Source organism: Streptomyces sp. NPDC046931 (assembly GCF_040644655.1).
GTDB lineage: Bacteria > Actinomycetota > Actinomycetes > Streptomycetales > Streptomycetaceae > Streptomyces.
Map to the genome: position 1 here is coordinate 319,335 of NZ_JBEYWX010000005.1, position 20,948 is coordinate 340,282.

General features: G+C 69.4%; 21 protein-coding genes. 11 read left to right on the forward strand and 10 right to left on the reverse strand.

Going from position 1 to position 20,948, the window contains the following annotated elements:
* Positions 1-154: 154 nt before the first annotated feature.
* A complete protein-coding gene (locus ABZ876_RS13510) occupies positions 155-748 on the forward strand; it encodes a TetR/AcrR family transcriptional regulator (protein ID WP_361778931.1) in 594 nt (197 codons plus the stop codon).
* A 53-nt stretch (positions 749-801) separates the two neighbouring features.
* Here ABZ876_RS13510 and ABZ876_RS13515 read toward each other — a convergent pair whose 3' ends face one another.
* Together ABZ876_RS13515 and ABZ876_RS13520 are read right to left on the reverse strand one after the other, a co-directional pair.
* Entirely contained in the window at positions 802-1,575 is a 774-nt protein-coding gene (locus ABZ876_RS13515; RefSeq protein WP_361778934.1) for a hypothetical protein, read from the reverse strand.
* A gap of 121 nt (positions 1,576-1,696) precedes the next feature.
* Positions 1,697-2,449, reverse strand: a complete 753-nt coding sequence (locus ABZ876_RS13520) for a helix-turn-helix domain-containing protein (protein WP_361778936.1) — start codon at positions 2,447-2,449, stop codon at positions 1,697-1,699.
* Between the two features lie 122 nt (positions 2,450-2,571).
* Between ABZ876_RS13520 and ABZ876_RS13525 the strand changes: the two genes are divergently transcribed.
* The 7 genes from ABZ876_RS13525 (at position 2,572) to ABZ876_RS13555 (ending at position 8,875) form a co-directional block, all read left to right on the forward strand.
* Entirely contained in the window at positions 2,572-3,120 is a 549-nt protein-coding gene (locus tag ABZ876_RS13525) for a DUF2231 domain-containing protein (protein ID WP_361778939.1), read from the forward strand.
* 76 nt (positions 3,121-3,196) lie between these two features.
* Positions 3,197-3,655: a hypothetical protein gene (locus tag ABZ876_RS13530; RefSeq protein WP_361778941.1), complete on the forward strand. Its 459-nt coding sequence runs from the start codon at positions 3,197-3,199 to the stop codon at positions 3,653-3,655.
* Position 3,656: 1 nt separating this feature from the next.
* Positions 3,657-4,313 carry a GTP cyclohydrolase I FolE gene (folE, locus tag ABZ876_RS13535; RefSeq protein ID WP_361778944.1) on the forward strand — a complete coding sequence of 219 codons (657 nt, stop codon included), beginning with the start codon at positions 3,657-3,659 and terminating at the stop codon, positions 4,311-4,313.
* 49 nt (positions 4,314-4,362) lie between these two features.
* A complete protein-coding gene (locus tag ABZ876_RS13540) occupies positions 4,363-4,719 on the forward strand; it encodes an ArsC/Spx/MgsR family protein (protein WP_361778947.1) in 357 nt (118 codons plus the stop codon).
* A gap of 180 nt (positions 4,720-4,899) precedes the next feature.
* Positions 4,900-5,253, forward strand: a complete 354-nt coding sequence (locus ABZ876_RS13545) for a VOC family protein (protein WP_361778950.1) — start codon at positions 4,900-4,902, stop codon at positions 5,251-5,253.
* Positions 5,254-5,498: 245 nt separating this feature from the next.
* Positions 5,499-5,993, forward strand: a complete 495-nt coding sequence (locus ABZ876_RS13550; protein ID WP_361778953.1) for a DUF1877 domain-containing protein — start codon at positions 5,499-5,501, stop codon at positions 5,991-5,993.
* Positions 5,994-6,229: 236 nt separating this feature from the next.
* A complete protein-coding gene (locus ABZ876_RS13555) occupies positions 6,230-8,875 on the forward strand; it encodes a glycosyl hydrolase (protein ID WP_361778955.1) in 2,646 nt (881 codons plus the stop codon).
* Positions 8,876-8,915: 40 nt separating this feature from the next.
* Here ABZ876_RS13555 and ABZ876_RS13560 read toward each other — a convergent pair whose 3' ends face one another.
* From ABZ876_RS13560 to ABZ876_RS13570, 3 genes are all read right to left on the reverse strand, one after another.
* A complete protein-coding gene (locus ABZ876_RS13560) occupies positions 8,916-9,122 on the reverse strand; it encodes an acetyl-CoA synthetase (RefSeq protein ID WP_361778958.1) in 207 nt (68 codons plus the stop codon).
* Positions 9,123-9,515: 393 nt separating this feature from the next.
* The gene (locus tag ABZ876_RS13565; RefSeq protein WP_361778961.1) at positions 9,516-10,070 is read right to left on the reverse strand and encodes an XRE family transcriptional regulator; all 555 of its coding nucleotides are present in this window, start codon (positions 10,068-10,070) and stop codon (positions 9,516-9,518) included.
* 15 nt (positions 10,071-10,085) lie between these two features.
* Positions 10,086-12,338: a helix-turn-helix domain-containing protein gene (locus ABZ876_RS13570; protein WP_361778964.1), complete on the reverse strand. Its 2,253-nt coding sequence runs from the start codon at positions 12,336-12,338 to the stop codon at positions 10,086-10,088.
* Positions 12,339-12,596: 258 nt separating this feature from the next.
* Here ABZ876_RS13570 and ABZ876_RS13575 point away from each other — a divergent pair, with 258 nt between their 5' ends.
* Positions 12,597-13,118: a hypothetical protein gene (locus tag ABZ876_RS13575; protein ID WP_361778967.1), complete on the forward strand. Its 522-nt coding sequence runs from the start codon at positions 12,597-12,599 to the stop codon at positions 13,116-13,118.
* A gap of 90 nt (positions 13,119-13,208) precedes the next feature.
* On the opposite strand, the gene ABZ876_RS13580 is transcribed toward ABZ876_RS13575, so the two are convergent.
* Positions 13,209-13,823: a TetR family transcriptional regulator gene (locus tag ABZ876_RS13580; protein ID WP_361778970.1), complete on the reverse strand. Its 615-nt coding sequence runs from the start codon at positions 13,821-13,823 to the stop codon at positions 13,209-13,211.
* Between the two features lie 138 nt (positions 13,824-13,961).
* On the opposite strand from ABZ876_RS13580, the gene ABZ876_RS13585 reads away from it, so the two are divergent.
* A complete protein-coding gene (locus tag ABZ876_RS13585; RefSeq protein ID WP_361778973.1) occupies positions 13,962-14,531 on the forward strand; it encodes a dihydrofolate reductase family protein in 570 nt (189 codons plus the stop codon).
* Between the two features lie 63 nt (positions 14,532-14,594).
* On the opposite strand, the gene ABZ876_RS13590 is transcribed toward ABZ876_RS13585, so the two are convergent.
* The 4 genes from ABZ876_RS13590 to ABZ876_RS13605 all read right to left on the reverse strand — a co-directional run bounded on the left by ABZ876_RS13590 (position 14,595) and on the right by ABZ876_RS13605 (position 19,154).
* On the reverse strand, positions 14,595-15,224 hold the full coding sequence (locus ABZ876_RS13590; RefSeq protein WP_361778976.1) for a hypothetical protein: 630 nt from the start codon (positions 15,222-15,224) through the stop codon (positions 14,595-14,597).
* A 191-nt stretch (positions 15,225-15,415) separates the two neighbouring features.
* Complete coding sequence (locus tag ABZ876_RS13595; RefSeq protein ID WP_361778979.1) at positions 15,416-17,278, reverse strand: FG-GAP-like repeat-containing protein; 1,863 nt, start codon at positions 17,276-17,278, stop codon at positions 15,416-15,418.
* 317 nt (positions 17,279-17,595) lie between these two features.
* Positions 17,596-18,207: a DUF4232 domain-containing protein gene (locus ABZ876_RS13600; protein ID WP_361778982.1), complete on the reverse strand. Its 612-nt coding sequence runs from the start codon at positions 18,205-18,207 to the stop codon at positions 17,596-17,598.
* Between the two features lie 248 nt (positions 18,208-18,455).
* A complete protein-coding gene (locus ABZ876_RS13605) occupies positions 18,456-19,154 on the reverse strand; it encodes an SDR family oxidoreductase (protein WP_361778985.1) in 699 nt (232 codons plus the stop codon).
* A gap of 534 nt (positions 19,155-19,688) precedes the next feature.
* On the opposite strand from ABZ876_RS13605, the gene ABZ876_RS13610 reads away from it, so the two are divergent.
* Entirely contained in the window at positions 19,689-20,930 is a 1,242-nt protein-coding gene (locus ABZ876_RS13610; protein ID WP_361778988.1) for a SpoIIE family protein phosphatase, read from the forward strand.
* The last annotated feature ends 18 nt before the right edge of the window (positions 20,931-20,948 follow it).

The following is a 20,948-nucleotide window of genomic DNA, read 5'->3' on the forward strand; positions in this document are numbered from 1 at the left end:
CGGACCCAGCGCTCTCGGCCGATGCGCAGCCTCGGCTCGGCACGGAGTCGCCCGAAGGAGGAAGGAAGAAAGAGGAGGGAAAGGAAGGGGTGGGGTGGCTCATCCGGTTCGCAGGCCACAGCAATCGGATGAACCATCCAGATAGACTTCTCCCATGACGACCGCCCCCCTACGCAAGGACGCCGCCCGCAACTGGGAACGGATCGTCGCCGTGGCCCGCGATCTCGTAGACGAAGGCACACCACTGCAGCTCAACGACATCGCCCGCCGCGCCGGACTGGGTGTCGGCACCGTCTACCGCCACTTCCCCACCGCCGAGGCGCTCCTGGAGACCGTTGCCACCCCCTGCCTGGAGAAACTCGCCGCCCACGGTGAGCAGGCGCTGGCCGACGCCAACCCCGGGCGCGCCCTCGCGGACTTCCTGACCCGCACCATCGAAGCGCAGGTCACCGACGCCTCCCTGTCCACGGTCACCGCCGCAGTCACGGACGCCCTGCCGCGCACCACCGAACTGAAGCGGACCCTACGGTCGGTGGGCGCACAGCTGCTCGAGCGGGCGCGCGACGCCGGGGTGGTGCGCGCGGACCTGACCTCCGACGACCTGGTGCCGCTGATGTGCGGAGTCGCCTACGCCGCGACCGTCCACAGCGCCCCCGCCGACCGTGTCGAGACCGCCCGCCGCTATCTGGCCGCGCTCCTGGAAGGCTTGTGCATCCATAAGGCAGGGCATCCGCGTTCGCGTGGTTGAGGCCGCACGTGGCCGGCAAAGACGCGCCGAAGCCTGGGCCGCGGGCATGGCAGTCAGCGTCGATAGAGGTGCCACATGGCAAGTTCCTCATCGTGCGCGCGCAGGCGTTCCACGGCCTCCATGGGGGTGCGCCGCTCGGTGAGCTCGTAGAAGAAGAACAACGGGGCGAACACGCTCGCATAGCCGAACGGGGCGCCGCGCGGGGCGACATAGATGCTCGCGTCGGCGTCGAGGAAGGCGTCGGCGAGAGCAGGCTCCCCGGTATCGCCGCCGGTGACGAGTGTGACGCTGCCGGGCAGGTGGAGATGTTCGCGTACTCGCTCTCGGCCGATGGCACCGTTGAACGGCTGGAATCGGGCGAGTTCCTCGGCGACGTCTTCCAGCAGGATGCGTCCCTCGTCGCCGTGGCAGGACACGATCACATAAGGTGCGATCGGTCTGCTGCCGTCCAGTGCCGCCACCAGGTGGCGAGGCTGGCCGACGGGCAGATAGTTCACGTGGACGCCGAAGACCTCCAGCCCCTCACGCAACGGACGCGCGAACCCGCCCTCTATGTCGATGAGGTCGACCTCGGTCCAGGCCAGGCGACCGGCCTGGACCTCACGCACGCGCGACGGACGCTGAGTCGCCAGCCACTCCTCTTCTTCCCCGCGCATCACTCGGCCAAGATGCCACGGCGACAGACGACCCGACCAGGGCGCACTGCCAGTCGCCTGTGGCCAAAACCTGAGGGGCGGTGTACTTCGACCGGTGAGCAAGTCCGGATCGCCGACGGCTTGTGCGAATTGGCCGAGGAGGGTCCAGCGGACGCTGACCGCCTGGGCCATCAAGTAGAGCTGTCGCAGGTCGAGTAGGAAGAGGAGTCCTGCGGGGCCTGCGTCCTCGACCCGCGATGGCGGCCCCGACTCCGTGGGTCTTGGCCCGCGAGGGCGGGCGGTCGGCGTCGCGTCAGTGGTCCTGGGCCATCTGGTCGTCACCATCGGTGTCGTCCGGGCTCAGCCGCACACAGCATTCCCCGGGTTCGGGGGCCAGGACGGCTTGGACTCCGTTGACCTGGAGGCCGGTGAGGAAGCCGCTGAGGAAGGCCTGGTTCATACCGCACACCAGGTCGGGGGCCTTTGCGGCCAGCGGGTGGAAGGGGCAGTTGCGCAGACGGAGCCGGGTGGGGGTCTCCCGGACGGGTTCGTAGCCGTACTGGTCCAGCAGCCGCTCGCAGGCGGTCACGCCGCGCTCTGGGCCCAGGCGGCCCGGGCGGGTCTCGTCCCGCGCGGTCTCGCCCATCCGCCGACCGCGCTGCTCGGCGGTCCGCAGGGCTGCCTGCGCGGCGTTTTCGTCGGCACCCTCGGTCAGTACGGCATCCAGGAGGAGGTCCGCCAGGAGTTCGTGGCGGCGGTCGGGGATGTTCACGGTGATCTGAGCGTCGGTGGCTTCGTACACCTTGGGTTGTCTGCCGACCTTGCGGATCCCGTCGGGCGTTTCGTAGCGCGCGCGGAGCAGGCCGGCGTCCACGAGCTTGTCGAGGTGGAAGGCGGCGAGTTTGCGGGAGATGCCGACGCTGGCGGCGGCCTCGTCGCGGGTGACGGCTCGGCGGGCACGCCGGATGAAGCTGAACATGCGCCGCCGCGAGTCCTCGCTCAGGGCGCTGACGGAGTCGATGGCGGTGTGGGCCGCGTCGGCCTGCGGAGTCGGGTCAGAAGCCACGAGACCACGGTAACTCCCATGTGTGTGGGCACAAGCCCTTCTTTGACTCCATGTGCTGCGCATCTTGACGTCCATCCCGAATAACACCAAGATTTGTTGGTGAAACTAGCGAGGAGGTCGCGATGGTCAGTGAGTCGCAGCTTCAAGCGAAGCGTCCGGTCAGCGCCTCGCTCGCCGGCCCGTACGGCCATCCGTTCCACCCGATCCTGGTGACCGTGCCGATCGGCGCCTGGGTGGCCAGCCTGGTGTTCGACATCGCTTCCCACGTCGTACACCGTCCGGGGTTCCTGACCCAGGGCTCGCAGTGGTTGATCGCCCTCGGGGTGATCGGTGCCCTGCCGGCGGCCATGGTCGGGTTCCTCGACTTGTTCGCGATTCCGGCCGGCACCCCGGCCTTTCGCACCGCACTGGTCCATATGACTCTGAACCTGCTGGTGACCGCCGCCTACACCGTCAATTTCCTGTGGCGCCACAGCACCTGCACCGACGGCGGGAGCGTCGGCCTCGGCAGGCTCCTCCTCTCCGCACTCAGCCTGGCAGCCCTGAGCGTCGCGGGATTTCTGGGCGGAAAGCTTGCCTACCGCTACGGCGTACGGGTCGCCGACGAGAGCACCCAGGCCGAGGGCTACACGCCTGACATCAGCGAACGAGACGCCCGCTCTGCCATGTGACCCGGCCCGCGCAGCCTTCCCGGCGGCCGGTGTCGTCCGGCTGCCTTCGACACCCTCATCACCCGGGAGTTCCCCCATGGAAATCGCCGCACTGACCGCCTGGGCGGTCACCGCCCTCGGCGGCTTCTACATGCTCGGTACCTGGATCCAACGGGGCGGAATCCGGCAACAGCAGTCCGGCGCCAGCCGCCTGCCCGTGCCGGTCGTCTTCGGGCACTTCGCCCTCGCCGCGATCGGGCTGGTGGTGTGGATCATCTATGTCGTGGCCGACAGCAGCGCCCTGGCCTGGACCGCGTTCGGCCTGCTCCTGCCGGTCGCCCTGCTGGGATTCGTCATGCTGGCCCGCTGGATCCCCGTCTACCGCGACCGGGCCACCGCCGAGGCGACACCAGCCACGGCGACGGCACAAACAGCCGACGCGGCCGTCCCTGCCGAGCGCCACTTCCCGCTGCCCGTCGTGCTGGCGCACGGACTGTTCGCCGTGGTCACCCTTGTCCTGGTCCTGCTCACTGCCCTCGGCATCGGCGGCAGCTGACATGAGCGAGCGCCCGCTCCGCACCACCCCCCGCAGAGATCCACGCCACGAGGAAGTGACGGCATCCGTACGGCCTGCCCTGCGGGTCGTCCATCAGCCCGGCGGTATCGACCTGGCCGCCGCAGAAGCCGCGGCCGGCCAGTTCCTCCAGGCCCTGGGCATCTCCACCGCCTCGGAGAGCCTGCGCGGCACACCGGGCCGGATGGCCCGCGCCTACGCCGAACTCTTCAGCCCGCGCCCGTTCGACCTGACCACCTTCCCCAACGACGAGGGCTACGACGAACTCGTCCTGGCCCGCCGCATACCCGTCCGCTCGGTGTGCGAGCACCATCTGCTCCCGTTCGTCGGCACGGCCCACGTCGGCTACCTGCCCGGCGCCCGTATCCTGGGCCTGTCCAAGCTGGCCCGCGTCGTCGAGCACTTCGCCTGCCGCCCGCAGGTCCAGGAACGTCTGACCAAACAGGTCGCCGACTGGCTGCAGACCCACCTCGAGCCCAAGGGTGTCGGTGTGGTGATCGAGGCCGAGCACTCCTGTATGACCCTGCGCGGCGTCCAGGCCACCGGTTCCAGCACGATGACCTCCACCCTGCTCGGCCTGCTGCGTTCCAACGCCCGCTCCCGCAGCGAATTCCTCGCCCTGACCGGCGTAGCCTGCTGACCTGACAACGCCGCACACAACCCGGCCCGCGATCGAAAGACCACAACGCATGGAAATCTGGATCAACCCAGCCTGCTCCAAGTGCAGCTCCGCTCTGACCCTGCTGGACGCCATGGGCGCCGAGTACACGGTGCGGCGCTACCTGGAGGAGCCGCCGACCGCCGAAGAGATCGAGCAGGTGCTGCAAAGGCTGGAGCTGGAGCCCTGGGACATCACCCGGCTCGGGGAACCGGCCGCGGCCGACCTGGGCATGCACACGTGGCAGCGGGATGCCGCCCATCGCGACCGCTGGATCAACGCTCTGGCCACGCAGCCGACCCTCATCCAACGCCCGATCATCACCGCGGACGACGGGACAGCGGTGGTGGGCCGCTCGGCTGACGCCGTACGGTCGGTCGTGCGCTGACTCAGCGGAACCGGTCCCTCGACCGATCCCATACCGAGCACCAGATCTCGCGACCACCGCCGGCCACGGCGCCGCGGGCCACCACCTCCTTACGAGTTCCCCCACGACTGAGACGGGGGCGTGAAGCGGGCGATGGTGTGGTGCCGGCCCGCTCGATCGCCGTCCTGGCAAGATGGGGACATGGAACGTGTGCTTGGAATCGGCGGATACTTCATGCGGGCGGCCGACCCGGCGGCCATGAGTGCGTGGTATCGCGATTGTCTGGGGCTGGACACCGATGAGAGCGGTGTGTGGCGTCAGGAAGCCGGGGTGACGGTGTTCGCAACGTTCGAGTCCGAGACCGACTACTTCGGGTCCCGCGCCCAGCAGACCATGCTCAACTTCCGAGTCCGCGACCTGGATGCGATGCTCGCGCAATTGCGCGCCAAGGGAGCGGAGGTGGCCGAAGAGACTCAGGACATGGAGGGAGTCGGTCGGTTCGGCTGGGTCACCGACCCTGAGGGCAATCGGCTCGAGCTGTGGCAGCCCGCATGACCGCGTCTCCGCGCAGGCGGTGACGTGCTGATGGCCCACTTGGGCCTGTTGCGTAAGTTCCGTAGGGATGGCTGCCTGTCCGCAGCGGTTGGTCTTGACGACACACGGCGCTCGGGTGACGGAGGACGTCCTGGCAGCGCCGGGCGTTCCGCGTTGAGAGACGGGGGGTCTCGCCGTCAGTGCCGCCGAGTAAGTTCTGTCCGTTCGGCCCGACCGGCGGTCGGCCAGACTGGGGACTCGACGCCGTGAGCATCCACCTGCACCTTCGCGCTGTCGCGGAAGCCGAGATCCTGGACGACCGCACCTGGCTCGCGGCGTTCATGTCCAAGGCTTGGGACAACCATCCCGACGAGTACGCGGCGGGTATCGCCGACTCGATCGAGGAGGTCTGCAACTCCGTCAATGACCTCTACGCCGCGGCCGGTGTCCTCGATGCGGACGCCGACAGGCCATGGACGCTGCCGATTTACGGCGGCCGCCCCGTGGCACACAGCGTTGACGCCGACCCCTCCAACCCGCCCCTGATGATTCTGGAGCCGCCCGGGGTGTCACAGGCAGAGTTCCTCGCGACTGTCTCTTTCGACGGGCTGTGGAACGACGCCGGTGCCAGGCTCGGCGGGCGTATCCGGGAACAGGCGCAGGTCCGGCAGGAGTTCCTCGACCACCACAGGGACCTCCAGGGGCTCTGCGAACAGGCGGCTTCGGCAGGCCACGCCGTGGTCGAGGCGGTGTGGGCCTGAGACGTGCCCACGTGCCGGTTACAGCCATCCGTTTCAGCGCCTCGCGGTGGAGCGCGGCGTCGGCAAGGCCGTATGGGCGGCCCTTCGTAGGCGAGCTGCGGCTGGTCGGCACCCCCCCCTGCGGCTGATGCGGTGACAGGTTCCGGACAAAATGTTGCCCAAGTGTCGGACGTCGTCGTCCGATCGTGATCGGGTCTCCTGCGACGGCTGTATCCACACCCGTTCAGGAGGATCTGGTGCCAGCACAAACCCGCAGAAGACGGTGGCTCACGATCTGTGCCATCACCGCGTCCGCCGGGCTCGTCGCGATACCCGCGAGCGCCGCGCCCGGCCGCCACACCAGCCCCTTCGGGGCCCGCATGCTTGCTCAACTCGCCGCCGAGCGCGGGCACTCGGTTGGCGTCATCCATCCCGCAGCGAAGTCGGAAGACGGAAACGACGGCAACGAGGCCGATGAGATCGCCGAGGGTGCGGACCAGTACGCCGAGGCCCGCACCTCCCCCGGCATCGTCGCGCCGGGCGCTTACGGCGCAGCCTGGCGCGGCCTGACGAAACTGCCGCGCACCGGCGGCAGTTGGCGGCACAGCACCGGCCTGCCGTACAACTCCGACGACTCGCGCTATCGCGACATCGACTCCAACTCCAGCGGCGGCTCCGGAAACGTCACCGGCCGCATGGCCGCGATGGCCGCGGACGACGACGGCTACGTCTACGCGGGCAGCGCGGGCGGAGGAGTGTGGCGCTCGCGGAACGGTGGCGGGCACTGGCAGCCCATCAGCGACCGTCTGCCCTCCCAGTCCACCGGCGCGCTCGCCCTCGACAGCACCGGACGGCTGTGGCTGGGCACCGGCGAGGCGAACACCAACGCGGACGCGTACCTCGGCAGCGGCGTGTTCCTGCTGTCCGACCCACACCACGGCGCCTTCTCCACTCGTACCCGGGTCGGCGGCGACGAGCTGGAGAGCACCACCGTCCGCCAACTGCGGTTCGGCGGCGGCAAGGTGTGGGCGGCGACCAGCGAGGGCGTGTGGAGCCACTCCACGAAGAAGCTGAGCGGCTCGTGGAAGCTGGAGTTCGCGCCCAACCCCGACTATCTGCCGGGCGGTTCGAAGGCGGCCGACGACGCCGCCGCGTACAAGAACATCACCAACGACATCGCCATCGACCCCAGGGATCCCTCGAAGGTGATCCTCGCGGTCGGCTGGCGCAGCGGTGACGACTACAACGGCTTCTACACCAAGGTCGGCGGCAGCTGGCAGCGGATCAGCAGCGGCTTCGGCGACCTGCCGACCGACGCGGACAACGTCGGCACGGTCACCTTCGCCCGGTCCGGGGACGGCTCCCGCTATTACGCCATCGACCAGTCGCCCGAGCAGATGGCCACCAACCCGGACAGCGGTCTGAAGGGCATCTACAGCGCCGTCTCGCCGTTCGGTCCCTGGACGAAGATCGCCGACTACAAACAGCTGGCCGCCGACGGCTCCGCGCTGACAACCGCCGGCTACATGCCGGGCGTGCAGGCCTGGTACAACCAGTTCCTGACCGTCGACCCGGCCGACCCCCGGCATGTGTACGCGGGCTTGGAGGAGGTCTACGAGACCAAGGACGGCGGCGCCACCTGGTCCACCGTGGGCCCGTATTGGAACTTCCCGTTCTCCTGCTGGAGCATCGACCCGGCCAGGCAGACCGGCAGTTGCAGCCAGACCACGCATTCCGACCAGCATGGCGTGGCGATCGGCGGCTACCACGGCAAGAGCTATGTGTACGTCGGCAACGACGGGGGTGCCTACCGGCGCCCGGTCGACGGCGCACAGGACGCCTCCGGCCACGCCACCGACTGGACCTCGCTCAACGACGGCACCATCGACACCCTCCAGTACTACTCGGTGGGCATCGGCAAGGACCCGGACCATGGCGGCGTCTCCGTCACCGGCGGCCTCCAGGACAACGGTCAGTCCGTCCTGCGCAGCAACGACAAGGTCATGGGCTCCAACTTCGGCGGCGACGGTGGCGACACCCTCACGGACCCGGCCAACGGCTGCAACCTCGCCGAGGAGTACGTCTACCTCGCGGTCCAGGTCACCCAGAACTGCGCCGTGAACGACGGCTCCTGGACCACGGACCCCGGCAAGGCGACGTCGTACAACGTCGCCCCGGCCGACAACGCCACCAGCGAGGCCCGCTTCATCGCCCCGCTGGCGGCCGACATGAAGAACGGCTCCACCTGGATCGCTGGCGGCCGCCACATCTGGGTGCAGACCCACGGCTATGCCATCCGCAGCGGCTCCGAGTGGAAGAGCGTGTACGACCTCGGCGCCGGCCGTACCGCGACCGCCGTCGCTGCCTCCGGCGGCAAGGTCTACGCGGCCTGGTGCGGGCCCTGCAACAACCAGGGCTTCGCCCGCGGTATCGCCGTCGGCAACGCGGACGGCACCGGCTGGCACGACATCACCCTTCCGGCCGGCGGCACGGACGGCACGGTGCCCAACCGCTACCTCAGCGGCTTCGCCATCGACCCGAAGAACGCCGACCATGTCTTCCTCGCGGTCAACGGCTTCTCCCGGCACTGGACCGAGGGGCCCGGCGCCGGCGTCGGCCACGTCTTCGAGTCCACCGACGGTGGCACCACCTGGAAGGGCATCTCGGCGAACCTCCCCGATGTGCCGACCAACTCCGCGGTCGTCACGGCGAACGGCGGCCTCGCCCTCGCCACCGACCTCGGTGTGGTCTACCGGGCGCCGGGGCGCACCAAGTGGCAGCGTGTCGGCTCTCTCCCGGCCGTCGCCGTGCTCCAGCTGAAGCTGAGCCCGGACGGCGGCACCCTGTACGCGGCCACGCACGGCCGCGGCATCTACACGATCAGGGTGCGTGACTGCGACTGACGCATCTCGGATGCGCGAGGGGTGGCGCCGGCTTCCGGGGTCACCCCTCCCGCGGATACGGCACCACACTCACGTCCAGGGTGAAGGCAGCGCGCGCGGCGCCCGCCACATCCGGTGCCTTCGCCAGCGCGATGACCCTGGCCGTGCCGCCCCGGGTGCCCGCACACCGCAGCGAGGCACGAGCGGCACCGTCCCCGCCCAGCCGCCAGCCGGACGGCACGACGAAAACCGGCGCGGAACTGCGCACCACCGTCCACCTCCGGTCGTCGACCCGGGGCTCCAGAATGAGCGACACCATCGTCCCGGGCCGCACGCACAGCCGCCGCACGGGTGCGTCGCCGGGGGCGACGGTGACCTGCGCATGCCCGGCGGCGCAACTCCCCGCGGTAACGGAGGGCGGAGCGGCCGACGCTGACCGGCGCGGCGTGCCGGGGCTCGCGGGCGGAGTCGAGGGCGGAGCCGGGAGCGGGGCCGTAGAGCTGTGGGTCGGCTCGCCACTCGACGGCTGCGCCGCGCGGTCCGCCGACGCCCCTTCGCTCGGTCCATCCCCTGAAGACGCACCACAGGCCGCCAGGACGATCATCCCGGCGACCGCCCATCCTGCGCCCCACCATCGCATGCCGGCACCTCCCGCGCAGCGCTACAGGTCGAACTCCACATGTTCCACGTCGGTGAACTCCACATCCAGGCCCTGGGCGCGGCGGCCGCGGTCACGGAAGTAGATCTCGCCCAGACCGTCGGCCGCGATGTCACGCAGTCGGCGCTCGGTGGCACCGGCTTCTTGGGCGTCGAACAGGCGGGCGGCGTATTCGGGGGGCAGTGCCACGGTGAGGTGGCGCAGCCGGGGGTCGTCGGTGGTGCCGGGGGCTGCGGTGTAGCCGAAGCGGGCGCGGGTGTCGATGACGAGGCCGGTCCGGGTGGCGGCCTGCTGCTTGGCCCGGGCGCGGATCTGCGGCTGCCACCTTCTGCGGACTTCGCGCTCGAGACGCTCCGCGAGCTCTTGCCTGGGCCTTCGGATCTGGTCCTTGACGTAGCGTTCGACGGTGCGCTGGGTGATGCCGAGCAGCTCGGCCACGGGCCTGGTGCCCTTGAGCTGCTTGACCAGATACCGCATCTGCGCGCCCGCACTCTTCGGGACGGGGCGGGTGAACGCCTTCCGCAGCGCCTCTTCGAGGCCTTCCCCGACCGTGTCCATCGACCAGCCCCTCTCTTACTCTCCGCCGTCGGCGGCGGAGATCCGGCCGTCCTTGATGTAGCGGGCGAGGTTGAGTTCCGGGCCGTGCCGCTCCCGGACCTCTTCGGCCCACAAGGTGGTCTGGGTGCCTTCGTGTTTGACCATTCCCGGGGAGACCCCGAGCCGGAAGCTGCCGGGCACCGTCTTGCCTCCTTGGTAGGGCAGGACGTCCAGCGGGCTGGGGCCGTCGGCGGCGTACACGGCGCAGTCCGACAGGATCGCCACCGGGTACCGCCCGGTGGCCGCCGCGAGCGCGAGCATCTTGCGGTGCATGTTGATACGGGCCCGGGAGATGACGGCGGCGCGGATGTCCGGCCGCCAGGTCGGCCGTGACAGAGCCGGCCAGGGCCGGCCCGGGCGCCACCCGCCGCCGCGCGGTCGTTCCCTGAGTTTGCCGATGCCGCCCTTGACGGTCGCCTTGATCGCGGACAGCACGATCACCATCTGCTCATCGCGCTGCTTGTGGCCGTCCATCGCCGTCAGGAACTGCTCCGGCGTCAGGTCCTCCGGTACGCCGAGGTCTGCCATGGTGGCGATGTACGCGTCGCGGAGCCGCTTGTACCAGCCGTCCAGGTAGCGGCCGCTCGAAGGCCTGATGTACGCCTCGAGGGGTGCGACGTCGTAGCCGAGTTCCACGGCATACGCCACGGTCGGGGTCGCGTACCAGGCCGGCCCGTCGGGCCGGTCGCCTGTCGGGGTGAACGGGCTGGGCAGCAGCTTGCCGTCGAGGTGCTGCCGCTGTTTGCCGACCAGCACGTGGGACAGATCCACGTGGGAGAGGTCCACCAGCCAGCTGCCGGGCAGCTTAGGATCGAAGACCGGGTCCTTGACGCGGACCGGCTCGCCGGCGAGGCCGACGAGGGCGCCGTTGGCGGCCGCACCGAACGCCAGGTTCACGTCGAGACCGACCACATAGCGCTTGAGGCACTCCTCGTCGGTGAGCGGCCGCGCCCAGTCGTACGCCTCCTCCAGCAACATCTCCGCCGGGCCCCGCTGGTGGAAACGGGGCAGGCCGGCGAGGAGGGGGTGCCCGTCGGGGGCCTCACACGGCGCGCAGTCCACCGGATGACTGCCGAGCGAGCCGGGATTGTGCTCACTGTGGCGCTCGCCGCTCTCATCCGGCCGGCTCGCCCTCGTGGGCGGGTGCAGGGCGGTCATCAGCTCCAGGCCGGTCACGGCGGTGGAGCCTCGAGGGGTCATCACCCGGGTCGCGTAGGCGCCCAGGAGCCGGGCCAGTTCTGCCGGCGGCGACTGCGCCGCACCACCCCAGTGGCGGCTGTCGAGCGCGTCCCAGGACGGGATGCACAGTTGGACGCACCTGCGCCGGCCGCCCTCGGCCGGGCGGTAGATCCGCGCCCAGGGCCCGAACCCACGCTTCGTCAGCTGCCAGTTCGCCCGCAGCAACTGTGTGACGACCTTGTGCGAGTCGGGGATCCGCCCGGCCAGGCGCTCCTCCTTCGACAGGCGCACCGGCAGCCCGTACCGCTCACACGCGGCCTCGGTGAGCACGAGCAGCGGGTCGGCGTCCTTGCCCGAGCCGTTCAGGCGCGGCGCGCCGAGCCTCGCCTCGGTCAGGGTCCAGTCGACCAGCGACGGGAGTGACTTGGCGGGCACGTCCAGGACCAGCCCGCCGACGCAGTAGGCGAGGACGTCCCCCTCCTGGTCGACGTCGACAACGGCCAGCGGCCCGTTCTCGAACCATGGATCGGCCGCGGCCGGTGCAGACACGGTCGCAGTGGTCGCAGCGGCCTTCTTGGGGGCGGTCTTCTTCGCTCCCGGCCGACTCGTCGGCGGCCCTGTGGTGGCCCCCGGACGGGACGCGGTTACGAGGGCTGGTCGCGGTGGGGTGTTCTTGGAGCCAGTCGTGACTGCGGCGTCCGGCGTCGCGCTGGTGGATGCAGCCCGTGCCTCTTCCGGTGCCGCGCCTGCGGGGGCCGGCACGGCCGTGGACGTCTCGGACGCAGGAGTGGCGGCCGCGGGAGCCGCATCGACGGGGTAGAGCTCAGCGAGCTTCTTCAGCAGGTGCGCGTAGGCCTCCCGCTCCGGCGGCCTGGGCTCGGTCTTCCCGTTCTCCCAGCCGCTCACCGTCGCCCGCCGTACCTTCAGCGCGCCGGCGACCTGGTCCAGCGTCAGCCCGTGCGCTTGGCGCAGCCGCTTGCGTTCCGCCGGCGGCGGCAGCGGCGACGCAGACGCGATCAACGCATCGACCGCCTCGAACAACTCCGACATCCACACCTCCCACTGCTCACCCTAGTCCATGGACCGTACGGATTGCGTACGGTTGCCGCACATTGCACGTACGAACCGAACGTTTTGAGGTCTCGGCGCCCAGGCGGAGCACGGAGACCACGCGCTTGGCGCACTCCGGCTGCCCCCTTGTGACTTCACCTCGGGGATATCCCCACGGGTGGTTTGTGCGCGATCGGCGGCTGTCCTGCGTACCCCTCCTCGCATGCTGGTTTCCGAGGGGTTCCAAGGAGGGGGTTCATGACATTCGGACTGATGCGCAAAGCAGGGGCGGTGGCGGCTGTCTCGGCAGCCATGCTGGCCTTCACCGTCTCCACTGCGGACGCCTCTGCCCTCGATGGGCGGGACGCGGCACGGTCGTCGGCGCCTGCCGTGTTACAAGCGGGCGGTTTCGACGGAAAGTGGATCATGGACCAGAGCAATGCTCCCCATGTGAGCCTCTTCCTTGGCACTCCCAACGGTGACGGCAACTTCACCGGATTCGCCTCCTGGGAAGGCAACAGCGGGGACATCGACGGCAAACTCAGCGGAGGCAACGTCGTCTTCTTCATCCACTGGAACTTCGGACACACCGCCCTGGTACGACGGACACCTCGGCTCGGACAGCAGGTGGTCCGGCGTGACCGTCGACATCAACGACCCGTCAAGCCAGGCCACCTGGGTTGCCCGCCGGGGGTAGGACTGCCCGGCCCATCACGGCGGAGGAACGCAGCGGTGCCCTTGTCCGCACCCTGCGTCTCCGCCGTGATGGGGCCCCAGTAGCACCGTCCATGTTCCGGCCGTATTCCGGTTGGCCGCCTACAGGGCTTCCGGCCCGCGGCGAGCCCTTCGTTCACTGTCCGGTGAGAAAGCTCAGCCTTCGCTGCGAGAGGTCGGCTGCGGTGGGCAGGCAGCCTCTTCCGGGAGGAGGCGCGTCACCATGACGTCGATCAGGGCGTCGAGCCGGTGCGGCGTGAGAAGTTCCGGGACGGTCAGGTCATCGACGATCAGCCCCAGCATGGCCAGGTAGAGCAGTACCACCCCGGTGCGGTCGCCGGGCAGGCCGTGGCCCAGGTGGAACTCGGTGTTGGCCTCGAGTTCGGCGGTGAAGAAGCGCGTCAGCTCCGTGTGGAGTTCGGGCCGCCGGGTGGCCTCCAGACGCAGTTCGAGCATGGCCAGGTGACTGCTGCGGTCGCGGCGCATGCGGTCGACGAGCTGGAGCATCAGGGTCTTGACCAGCTCCTGTGACGGCGCGGCGTTCATTGTGTCGGCCAGCTCGGCCGGATCGGGGGTCAGACGCTCGCGGGTGCGTTCCATGACCTGGGCCAGCATGTCGGCGCGGTTGGCGAAGTAGTTGGACGCCGTACCGGTGGGGACGGCCGCCTCCTTGTCGACGGCGCGCAACGTGAGGCCCCGGGAGCCCTCGCGGGCGAGGACCTCGACGGCGGCATCGAGCAAGGCGGTACGGCGGGCCGGGTTCTGACGCATCGGCAGCTCCTGGGAAACTCATTGACACCACTGCGAGTGCAGTACTACGTTCAAACCACTTCAGCCACAGTACATCAATGAGAACGAGGCCGGACGCGGCTCCGGCCTCGCCGCGTCGGCAGAGAGAAAAGAGACCGGATGCGCAAGCTCACCTACTACGTCGCTGCCAGCCTCGACGGCTACATCGCCGGGCCGGACGGTGATTACGACTTCTTCCCCTTCGAGGGGGAGGTCCAGGAAGCGATCCTCGCCGAGTACCCCGAGACGATGCCGGTGCACGTTCGCGGGCCGCTCGGCCTGACCGACACCCCGCACCGGCACTTCGACACCGTGATCATGGGTCGCGGCACCTATGAGCCGGGTCTGAAGGCGGGCATCACCAGCCCGTACGCCCACCTGGCGCAGTACGTCGTCTCCCGCACCCTGACCTCCGCCGACCCGGAGGTGGAGATCGTCGCCGACGAACCGGCGGCACTGGTGCGGGACTTGAAGAAGCAGGACGGCATGGACATCTGGCTGGCCGGGGGCGGCAAGCTTGCCGCCGCGCTCCGTGACGAAATCGACGAACTGATCATCAAGCACAATCCGGTCGTCCTCGGTGCCGGTATCCCCCTGTTCGACGGCCGGTTCGCCCCCACCGGCTTTCTGCCGACCTCACGCCGCGGCTTCGATTCCGGCGTCAACATCGTCACCTACACGAGGAAATGAAGTGAGGGCACTCGCCACAGCTCCCCGCCGGTGGCCACCGCGACCACAGGGCTCACTCGGACATCAGACAGCGGACTTCCGCAAGGGCTCGTCGAGCACCTTGAAGTACAGCCGTTCCCGCACGGAGAAGCCCGCCTTCTCCAGACCGGGGTCGCCTGCTCGTGGCCGGCGTACGTCCACCCCGAGCGCTCGTAGAAGGCGCGTGCGGGCAGGTTCAAGGCGCGCGGGCGTGTCGTCCTCGGCACGGGCGAGGCGGGACCGGCCCTCTGCGTAGGCGGGATGAGCGCGCCAGTCGTCGAGGTGGCGGCGGGCGAACTCGGCAAGCGGGGCCGCATTGTGAGCGACCGGCAGCCGCCAGTCGTACGCGAACTCCGCGACGGCTGCCGGGTGCCACACGACGGCGCGCAGACCCTTGCGCAGCTGCTCGTACGGCGACCGGCCGGCGAGAACCGGTGCGAACGCGGGAAAGCGGATCAGGCGTGTCGCTCGAACTCGCCCGTAACGTCCCGACCGTTCCTCGGGGGTGAGCCGCAGCGCGGACAACGACGTACCGGAGGGCCACGCCGAGACATACCAGCGCGGGTCCGACAGTCCCCACAGAGTGCGGCCGGTGGTCGTGTCGACCAGTTCGCTGCCCATGATTCCGGGGACCAGGATCACCGCGTCGCCGGTCTGTGGTCGGCCCGTCGCCATCATTCCCCGTGCCCCCGGTCCAGAGCTGTGAAGCGAACTTCACCACTCAGGAGACAGATATTACCTACGCATGAGGAAGATCATCCCGAAGTGGCGGATCTGGCCCCCTGTTGCGCTGGAGCAGCTGGTCAACGGCGGTGCCGCCCAGCTCGGAAGGGCGCTGGGCGGCACCATGCCGTGGACTTTCGGGATCAGGCGTGGGGGACCAGGTTTCCTTCGGTGCCCAGATGGTCCTTGCCGGTGTCGGCGTACATCGTCGTCTCGCCGTCTGACCAGCGGACGACCAGGTCATCGGTGCGGTGGTTGCCGGTGAAGCTGCCGGTGGTCATAACGGTGTTGTGAGTCCAGAGGCCGTTGGGGTTCTTGATGCGTGCCTCGGTGCCGAGTCCGGAGGGGGTGGTGCCCACGTAGTTGTCGAGCTCGCCGTCCGACCACTGCACCATCAGGTCCCACTTCTGGTTGCCGGAGTATTCGCCGCTGGTGAGCAGCGTGGCGTTCTTCCAGGTGTGGTTGGGGTCCTTGAGCTTGTGCTCCTGCCCGAAGGTTCCCGCGCCGACACTGGTGTAGAGGGTCAGTTCGCCGTCCGACCAGCGCACGATCAGGTCGGTGACGTACTGCGAGGCGTTGAAGCGGCCCGCGGCGATCTGGGTGGCGTTCTTCCAGGTGGTGTTGGGGCCGACCATCCGGGTGCCGGGCACCTTGAGGCCGTTGGTGCCGACGTCGCCGTAGAGCGTGACCTCGCCGTCGGACCAGCGCACCATCAGGTCGAAACGGTTCGATCCGGTGAAGTCGCCCGCGGTGATGGTCGCCGCGTGCTTCCAGGTCGTGTTGGCGGCCAGCATCTGCTGTTCGGCGACGAAGTGGCCTTTGGCGTCGCTGGTGTAGAGGGTCACCTCGCCGTCGTCCCAGACGACGAGCATGTCGCTGTGGCCGACGCCGTTGAAGTCGCCCGAGGCCATCAGCTTCGCGTGCTTCCAGGTCGAACCGTTGCCCATCGTGTAGGGCAGAGGCGGCTGGTGGTACGGGCCGTGGTCGGGGTGGAGGCCCCTCTGGGCGTCGGCGTAGAGCTGGAAGAAGCGGTCCCCGTGCAGCGGGCTGTAGGTGATCCGGTTGTACAGGGGGTCGCTGGGCCGCACATCGGGGCCGCCCCCGTTGAAGCCGCCCACGTTGCCGATGATCTGGCCGGTGTTGCCCGAGGCGTCGAACTTGGAGAACCAGGGGCCGCCGGAGACACCGCCCCACATACCGCCGCAGTCGATCTGCATCTGATAGTAGGACGGCAGCGCGGTCGTCCGGACGTTGGCGCAGCGGACCGCCTGATCCTGCGGGTTGTGCCCGATCGACGGGTAGCCGATGACCGTCACCTTGTTGGTGAAGCCGGGTGTACGGGCCAGGGTGTTGGCGCCGACGACGTCCTGGATCTTCCGGCGGCCATTGGGTTTCAGGCTCGCGAAGGCGAAGTCCAGGTCGGAGTTGACGCTCTTGTCGGAGGCGTACCGCTTGTCGCGGAACCATTCCTTGACCGGCCAGATCCCGTACGGCTGCTTGGCCGCCGACTTGGTGGCGTCGTACTTGGGGATGAACGCGGCGTTCTTGCCTTGACAGTGTCCGGCGGTGAGGATGAGGTCGTGACCCGCGCTGCGCACCACGCTGGCCGAGCAGTAGTGGGCCCGCATACTGCTGTCCGTGTGGAAGAGCATGCCGACGGACTTGATGCCGCCGAAGTGCTGACCGGTGAGTCCGGCGCCGGTCAGGCCGTTCTTCCGCTGTGCCGTCCAGCCCCTCGGCTGGGCGACGCGGCCCGAAGGGTCGGTGGCCGAGGCCATCCGCTGGGGTGTCCAGAACCGGATGGCCTCTTGGACCGTCCAGCCGTTGTCGGCTGACGGTGAGGCGGCGAGCGACTGCGAGGCGCTCGGTAGGGACGTGGTCTTGAGCGGAGTTGCCGGCGTGGCCGGCGCCGGGCCGGTGGTGGATGGGGCCGGCGTGGCGCCCTGGGCTGCGGCCGCGCTGCCCATCAGCGTCGCGGTGCACAGCACACCCACAGCCCCGAACATTCGTCTTCTATGCAACGTGGTCTTCTCCAAGTGAGGCAGGCACGGTGAGTCGCACGGCTGTGCGTGTCGAGGGCAGGCACGGCGAAGCCGTGGGCCAGACCGGCCCTGGTCCTCCGCACGGCGATCCACTGCTACGCAGCGCGATGCGTGATGTCCCGCTGTCCGCCTGCAACGTGGTGCTCACTGCACATGACAGCGCGTCCCGTTGCGTCTCCCCCGTGCCGCCGCGAGGCGGTTTCCGGTCGACCGTGGTCAGCGGTCGCAGCCACCATGATCGCACGGACGGAAGGTTTGCACACGGTAAATAGCCATATCGCCTAACCCGGTTGGGGCGCGCCCAGCTGGATGGTGGTCCCGCACACCTGCGCTCGCAGATGGCGGCCCTTCACGTCGGTCAGCTGCGCGGAGGCACCGTAGTCGCCGCCGGCGGCGTGCGGTGGGCGCACGGAGATGCGGGGGTCGTCATCGCCCGGGATGAAGCAGCTCCCCTGCGGGTCGGCGGTCGGCGCGTAGAAAAGCGGGAACTCGACGGCATGGCCCGCGTTCAGCACCAGCCGGACCGACGTGACTCTCTTCGGCTTCGAGGAGACGCTCGGGCCTTTGCCGACGTAGACGTCGATGTCGGGGTAGCCGTCGAAGGCGCACGGCCGAGTGCCGGTGTTCGTGGCGCTGAGCAGGGCCGTCGGCGCGTTGTGCGTCTTGCGGTCGAGGCGCGTCAGTTTCCAGCGCAGCTGCGGCGTTGCGCAGGCGGCGGCCCCGGTCGGGTTGGACGAGGCCGGGGAGGACGCCCTCGGCCCGGTGGTGGAAGCGGTTGTCTGCGGCGCTCCCTTGGCCGGCTGGGTGGAGACGGTCTCGCCACGACCACAGGCGGTGGCGGCCAGAAGCACCGCCAGGCCGATCGCGGAGACCGCTGCTGTCCGCCGTACCATGAATTTCCCTCTGGTGAAGACACCCCTGCGGGGGCCGGGTGCCGCCGCTTCTGTCTTCCCGCACAGAGAGATGTATTGCCGCCCGACGAGGTTCCAGCCGGCGCCCGGCCTGTGCGCCGCACGCAGGAGCGTTCGAGGTGCCTGCGCCTACGCCGCTTCCACGCCGGTGCACCAGCGCCAGGGCCGGAGGCACGCCGCCGCCCGTGGCCGGATGTCGGTGTACCCGGCCCGGCAGGGCAGGTCGGCGTTCAGGGGCGGGGGTCGGGGTTGGGCGGCTGCGACAGAGCGGCCTTGACCTGCCTGGTCTCCTGGTCGGCGAGGACCTCGCTCCGACCGTGGATCAGGGCCTGCATCGTCTGCTCGGCCACATCGGCCGCGCTGATCTTCGGCGCGTCCGTCCAGGCGCTCAGCTCCGTGTCCACAAAACCGGCGTGTACGCCCACCACCAAGGTGCCCTGTTCGATCAGAGCCTGCCGCAGGGCGTCGGTCAAGGACCACTGCGCCGCCTTGGACGCGGCATAGCCGGGGAACAGGGGCTGCCCGACCCAGGAGGCCACTGACAGCATGTTCACCAGTGCGCCACCACCATTGCGGGCGAGGACGGGGGCGAACGCCCGGGAGACGGCCCAGGTGCCGAAGTAGTTGACCTCCATCGCCGCGCGCGCACCGTCGAAGGAGCCCTCCCAGAGCTTGGTGCGGGCGCCCCCGATGCCCGCGTTGTTGATCACGATGGTGACGTCATCCGCCACCGTGGCGGCCTGGAGGACCTCCTCGGGCTTGGTGACATCCAGACGCAGCGGTGTGACGTCCCGGTCGGCAACCGATGCGGGGTCGCGGACTCCCGCGTAGACCTTGCCGGCACCGTGCTCGATCAGGGCACGGGCGAACGCACGGCCGATGCCTCGGTTCGCCCCCGTGACCAGGGCGACTGATCCTTTGATGTCCATCATCGGTTCCTTTGCTGTCCAGCGTGCGCGGCCCCGGCCCGCGGACTCGGGGAGGTCCCGCGCCACGCGGCGCAGCACCTCGCCGTCTGCGATCGCTGCTTGCAGGTCGTAACCATCCCAACGCCCCCTCCCGATCAAACCCTCTCCCGAACGGAGGCCCATCCTGTCCGTCCTGTCGCTCACGGTGAAGTAGAACCCGCCCGGTGTCCCCGATCAGGAGCACCACACTTCGGCGGGTTCTCGCCGATGCTGTGACCACCCTGTCGCGCTGCGGCCGCTGTCCGTATATGCGGCGCACCAGCGACTCAGCCCCGCCGCACCCCGCCGTGACCCCCTGTCCGAGAGCCTCCGATGACCTAGCAGCGACCGAGATGCCGACAGTGCTACCGCTGTGCCGGGGACCGGAGGGTGACCGGCACCTTCCTGACCAGGGGTTCTGACGACACCCCGAGGGCCTGCCACGCTGGTGTGGTGACCGGCAAGGCGCATAGTAGAAGCGGAGAAGGGGCCACCGGACCGGAACGGAGGTCTCCCGTGACCGCGCCGCCCATCGACTACCGGGCGCTGTTCGCTGCCACACTCAGTCCGTATCTGGTGCTGGGCTGCGATCTGGTGATCCTGGATGTCAACGATGCGTTCTGCCGTGCCGTCCACCGACCTCGCGAAGACCTGGTCGGGTGGTATCTCTTCGACGCCTTCCCCGGCAATCCCGCGGACCCCGATGCCGACGGGGCGCGGAGCCTGAATGCCTCCCTGCACCGGGTTCTGCGCTCGGGACAGCCGGAGACGTTGGTGGTACAGAAGTACGACATCCCCGTGCCCGATCGCCCCGGAGTCTTCGAAGAACGATGGGCGTCCCCGATCAACGTCCCCGTGCCCGGGCCGGACGGACAGGTGGCGTGGATCCTCCACCGGATGGAGGACGTGACCGAGTTCGTGCTCTCCCACAGCGACCGCCCGCGACCGGAGCAGGGGCTCAGCGAGCAGCGAGCCATGGAATCCGAACTCTATGTGCGGGCGCAGGAGCTTCAGCGGCTGAACGAGCAACTGCGGCAAGCCCACGCCAGAGAACGGAAGGTCGCCGTCACCCTCCAGGAGGCGATGATGCAGGCCCCGGACCTGGCCCGGCACCACGACATCGCGGTGCGCTACCTGCCCGCCGCCAAAGGCCTCAACGTGTGCGGCGACTGGTACGACGTGGTGGACCTGCCCCAGGGCGGCTTCTCCGTCGCGGTCGGCGATGTCGTGGGCCACGGCCTGGAGGCCGCCGCCGTCATGGGCATGCTTCGCAGCGCGCTGTCCGCCGCCGTCCGTGCCCTGAACGAGCCTGCCAGGGCCATGGAGGTCCTGGGGCTGTACGCGCGCTCATTGGAAGGAGCACTGGCCACCACCGCGGTCAAGGCCGTCATCGACACCAGCCGCCACTACATCACCTACAGCAGCGCCGGCCATCCCCCACCGATCCTCACCCGCACCGACAGCACCGCCATCCTGCTCGATCAGGCCACCGACCCGCCGCTGGGAGCCCGCCCCCAACATGTCCCGCGCCCCCAGGCCGCCGTGCCCTACACCCCCGGCGACACACTCGTGCTCTACACCGACGGGCTCATCGAACGCCGGGGCGAGGACATCGACACCGGACTGCAACGGCTCATCGACATCCTCGCCGCCCACTCCCGCCTCGGTCCTGCCCACCTGGCAGACACCCTGCTGTCCCGCCTCGGAGTCAGCGGTGGCGGAGAGGACGACATCGCCCTGATCGTCGTGCGCCTGTAGCGCCGCCGCGCCTGTCGA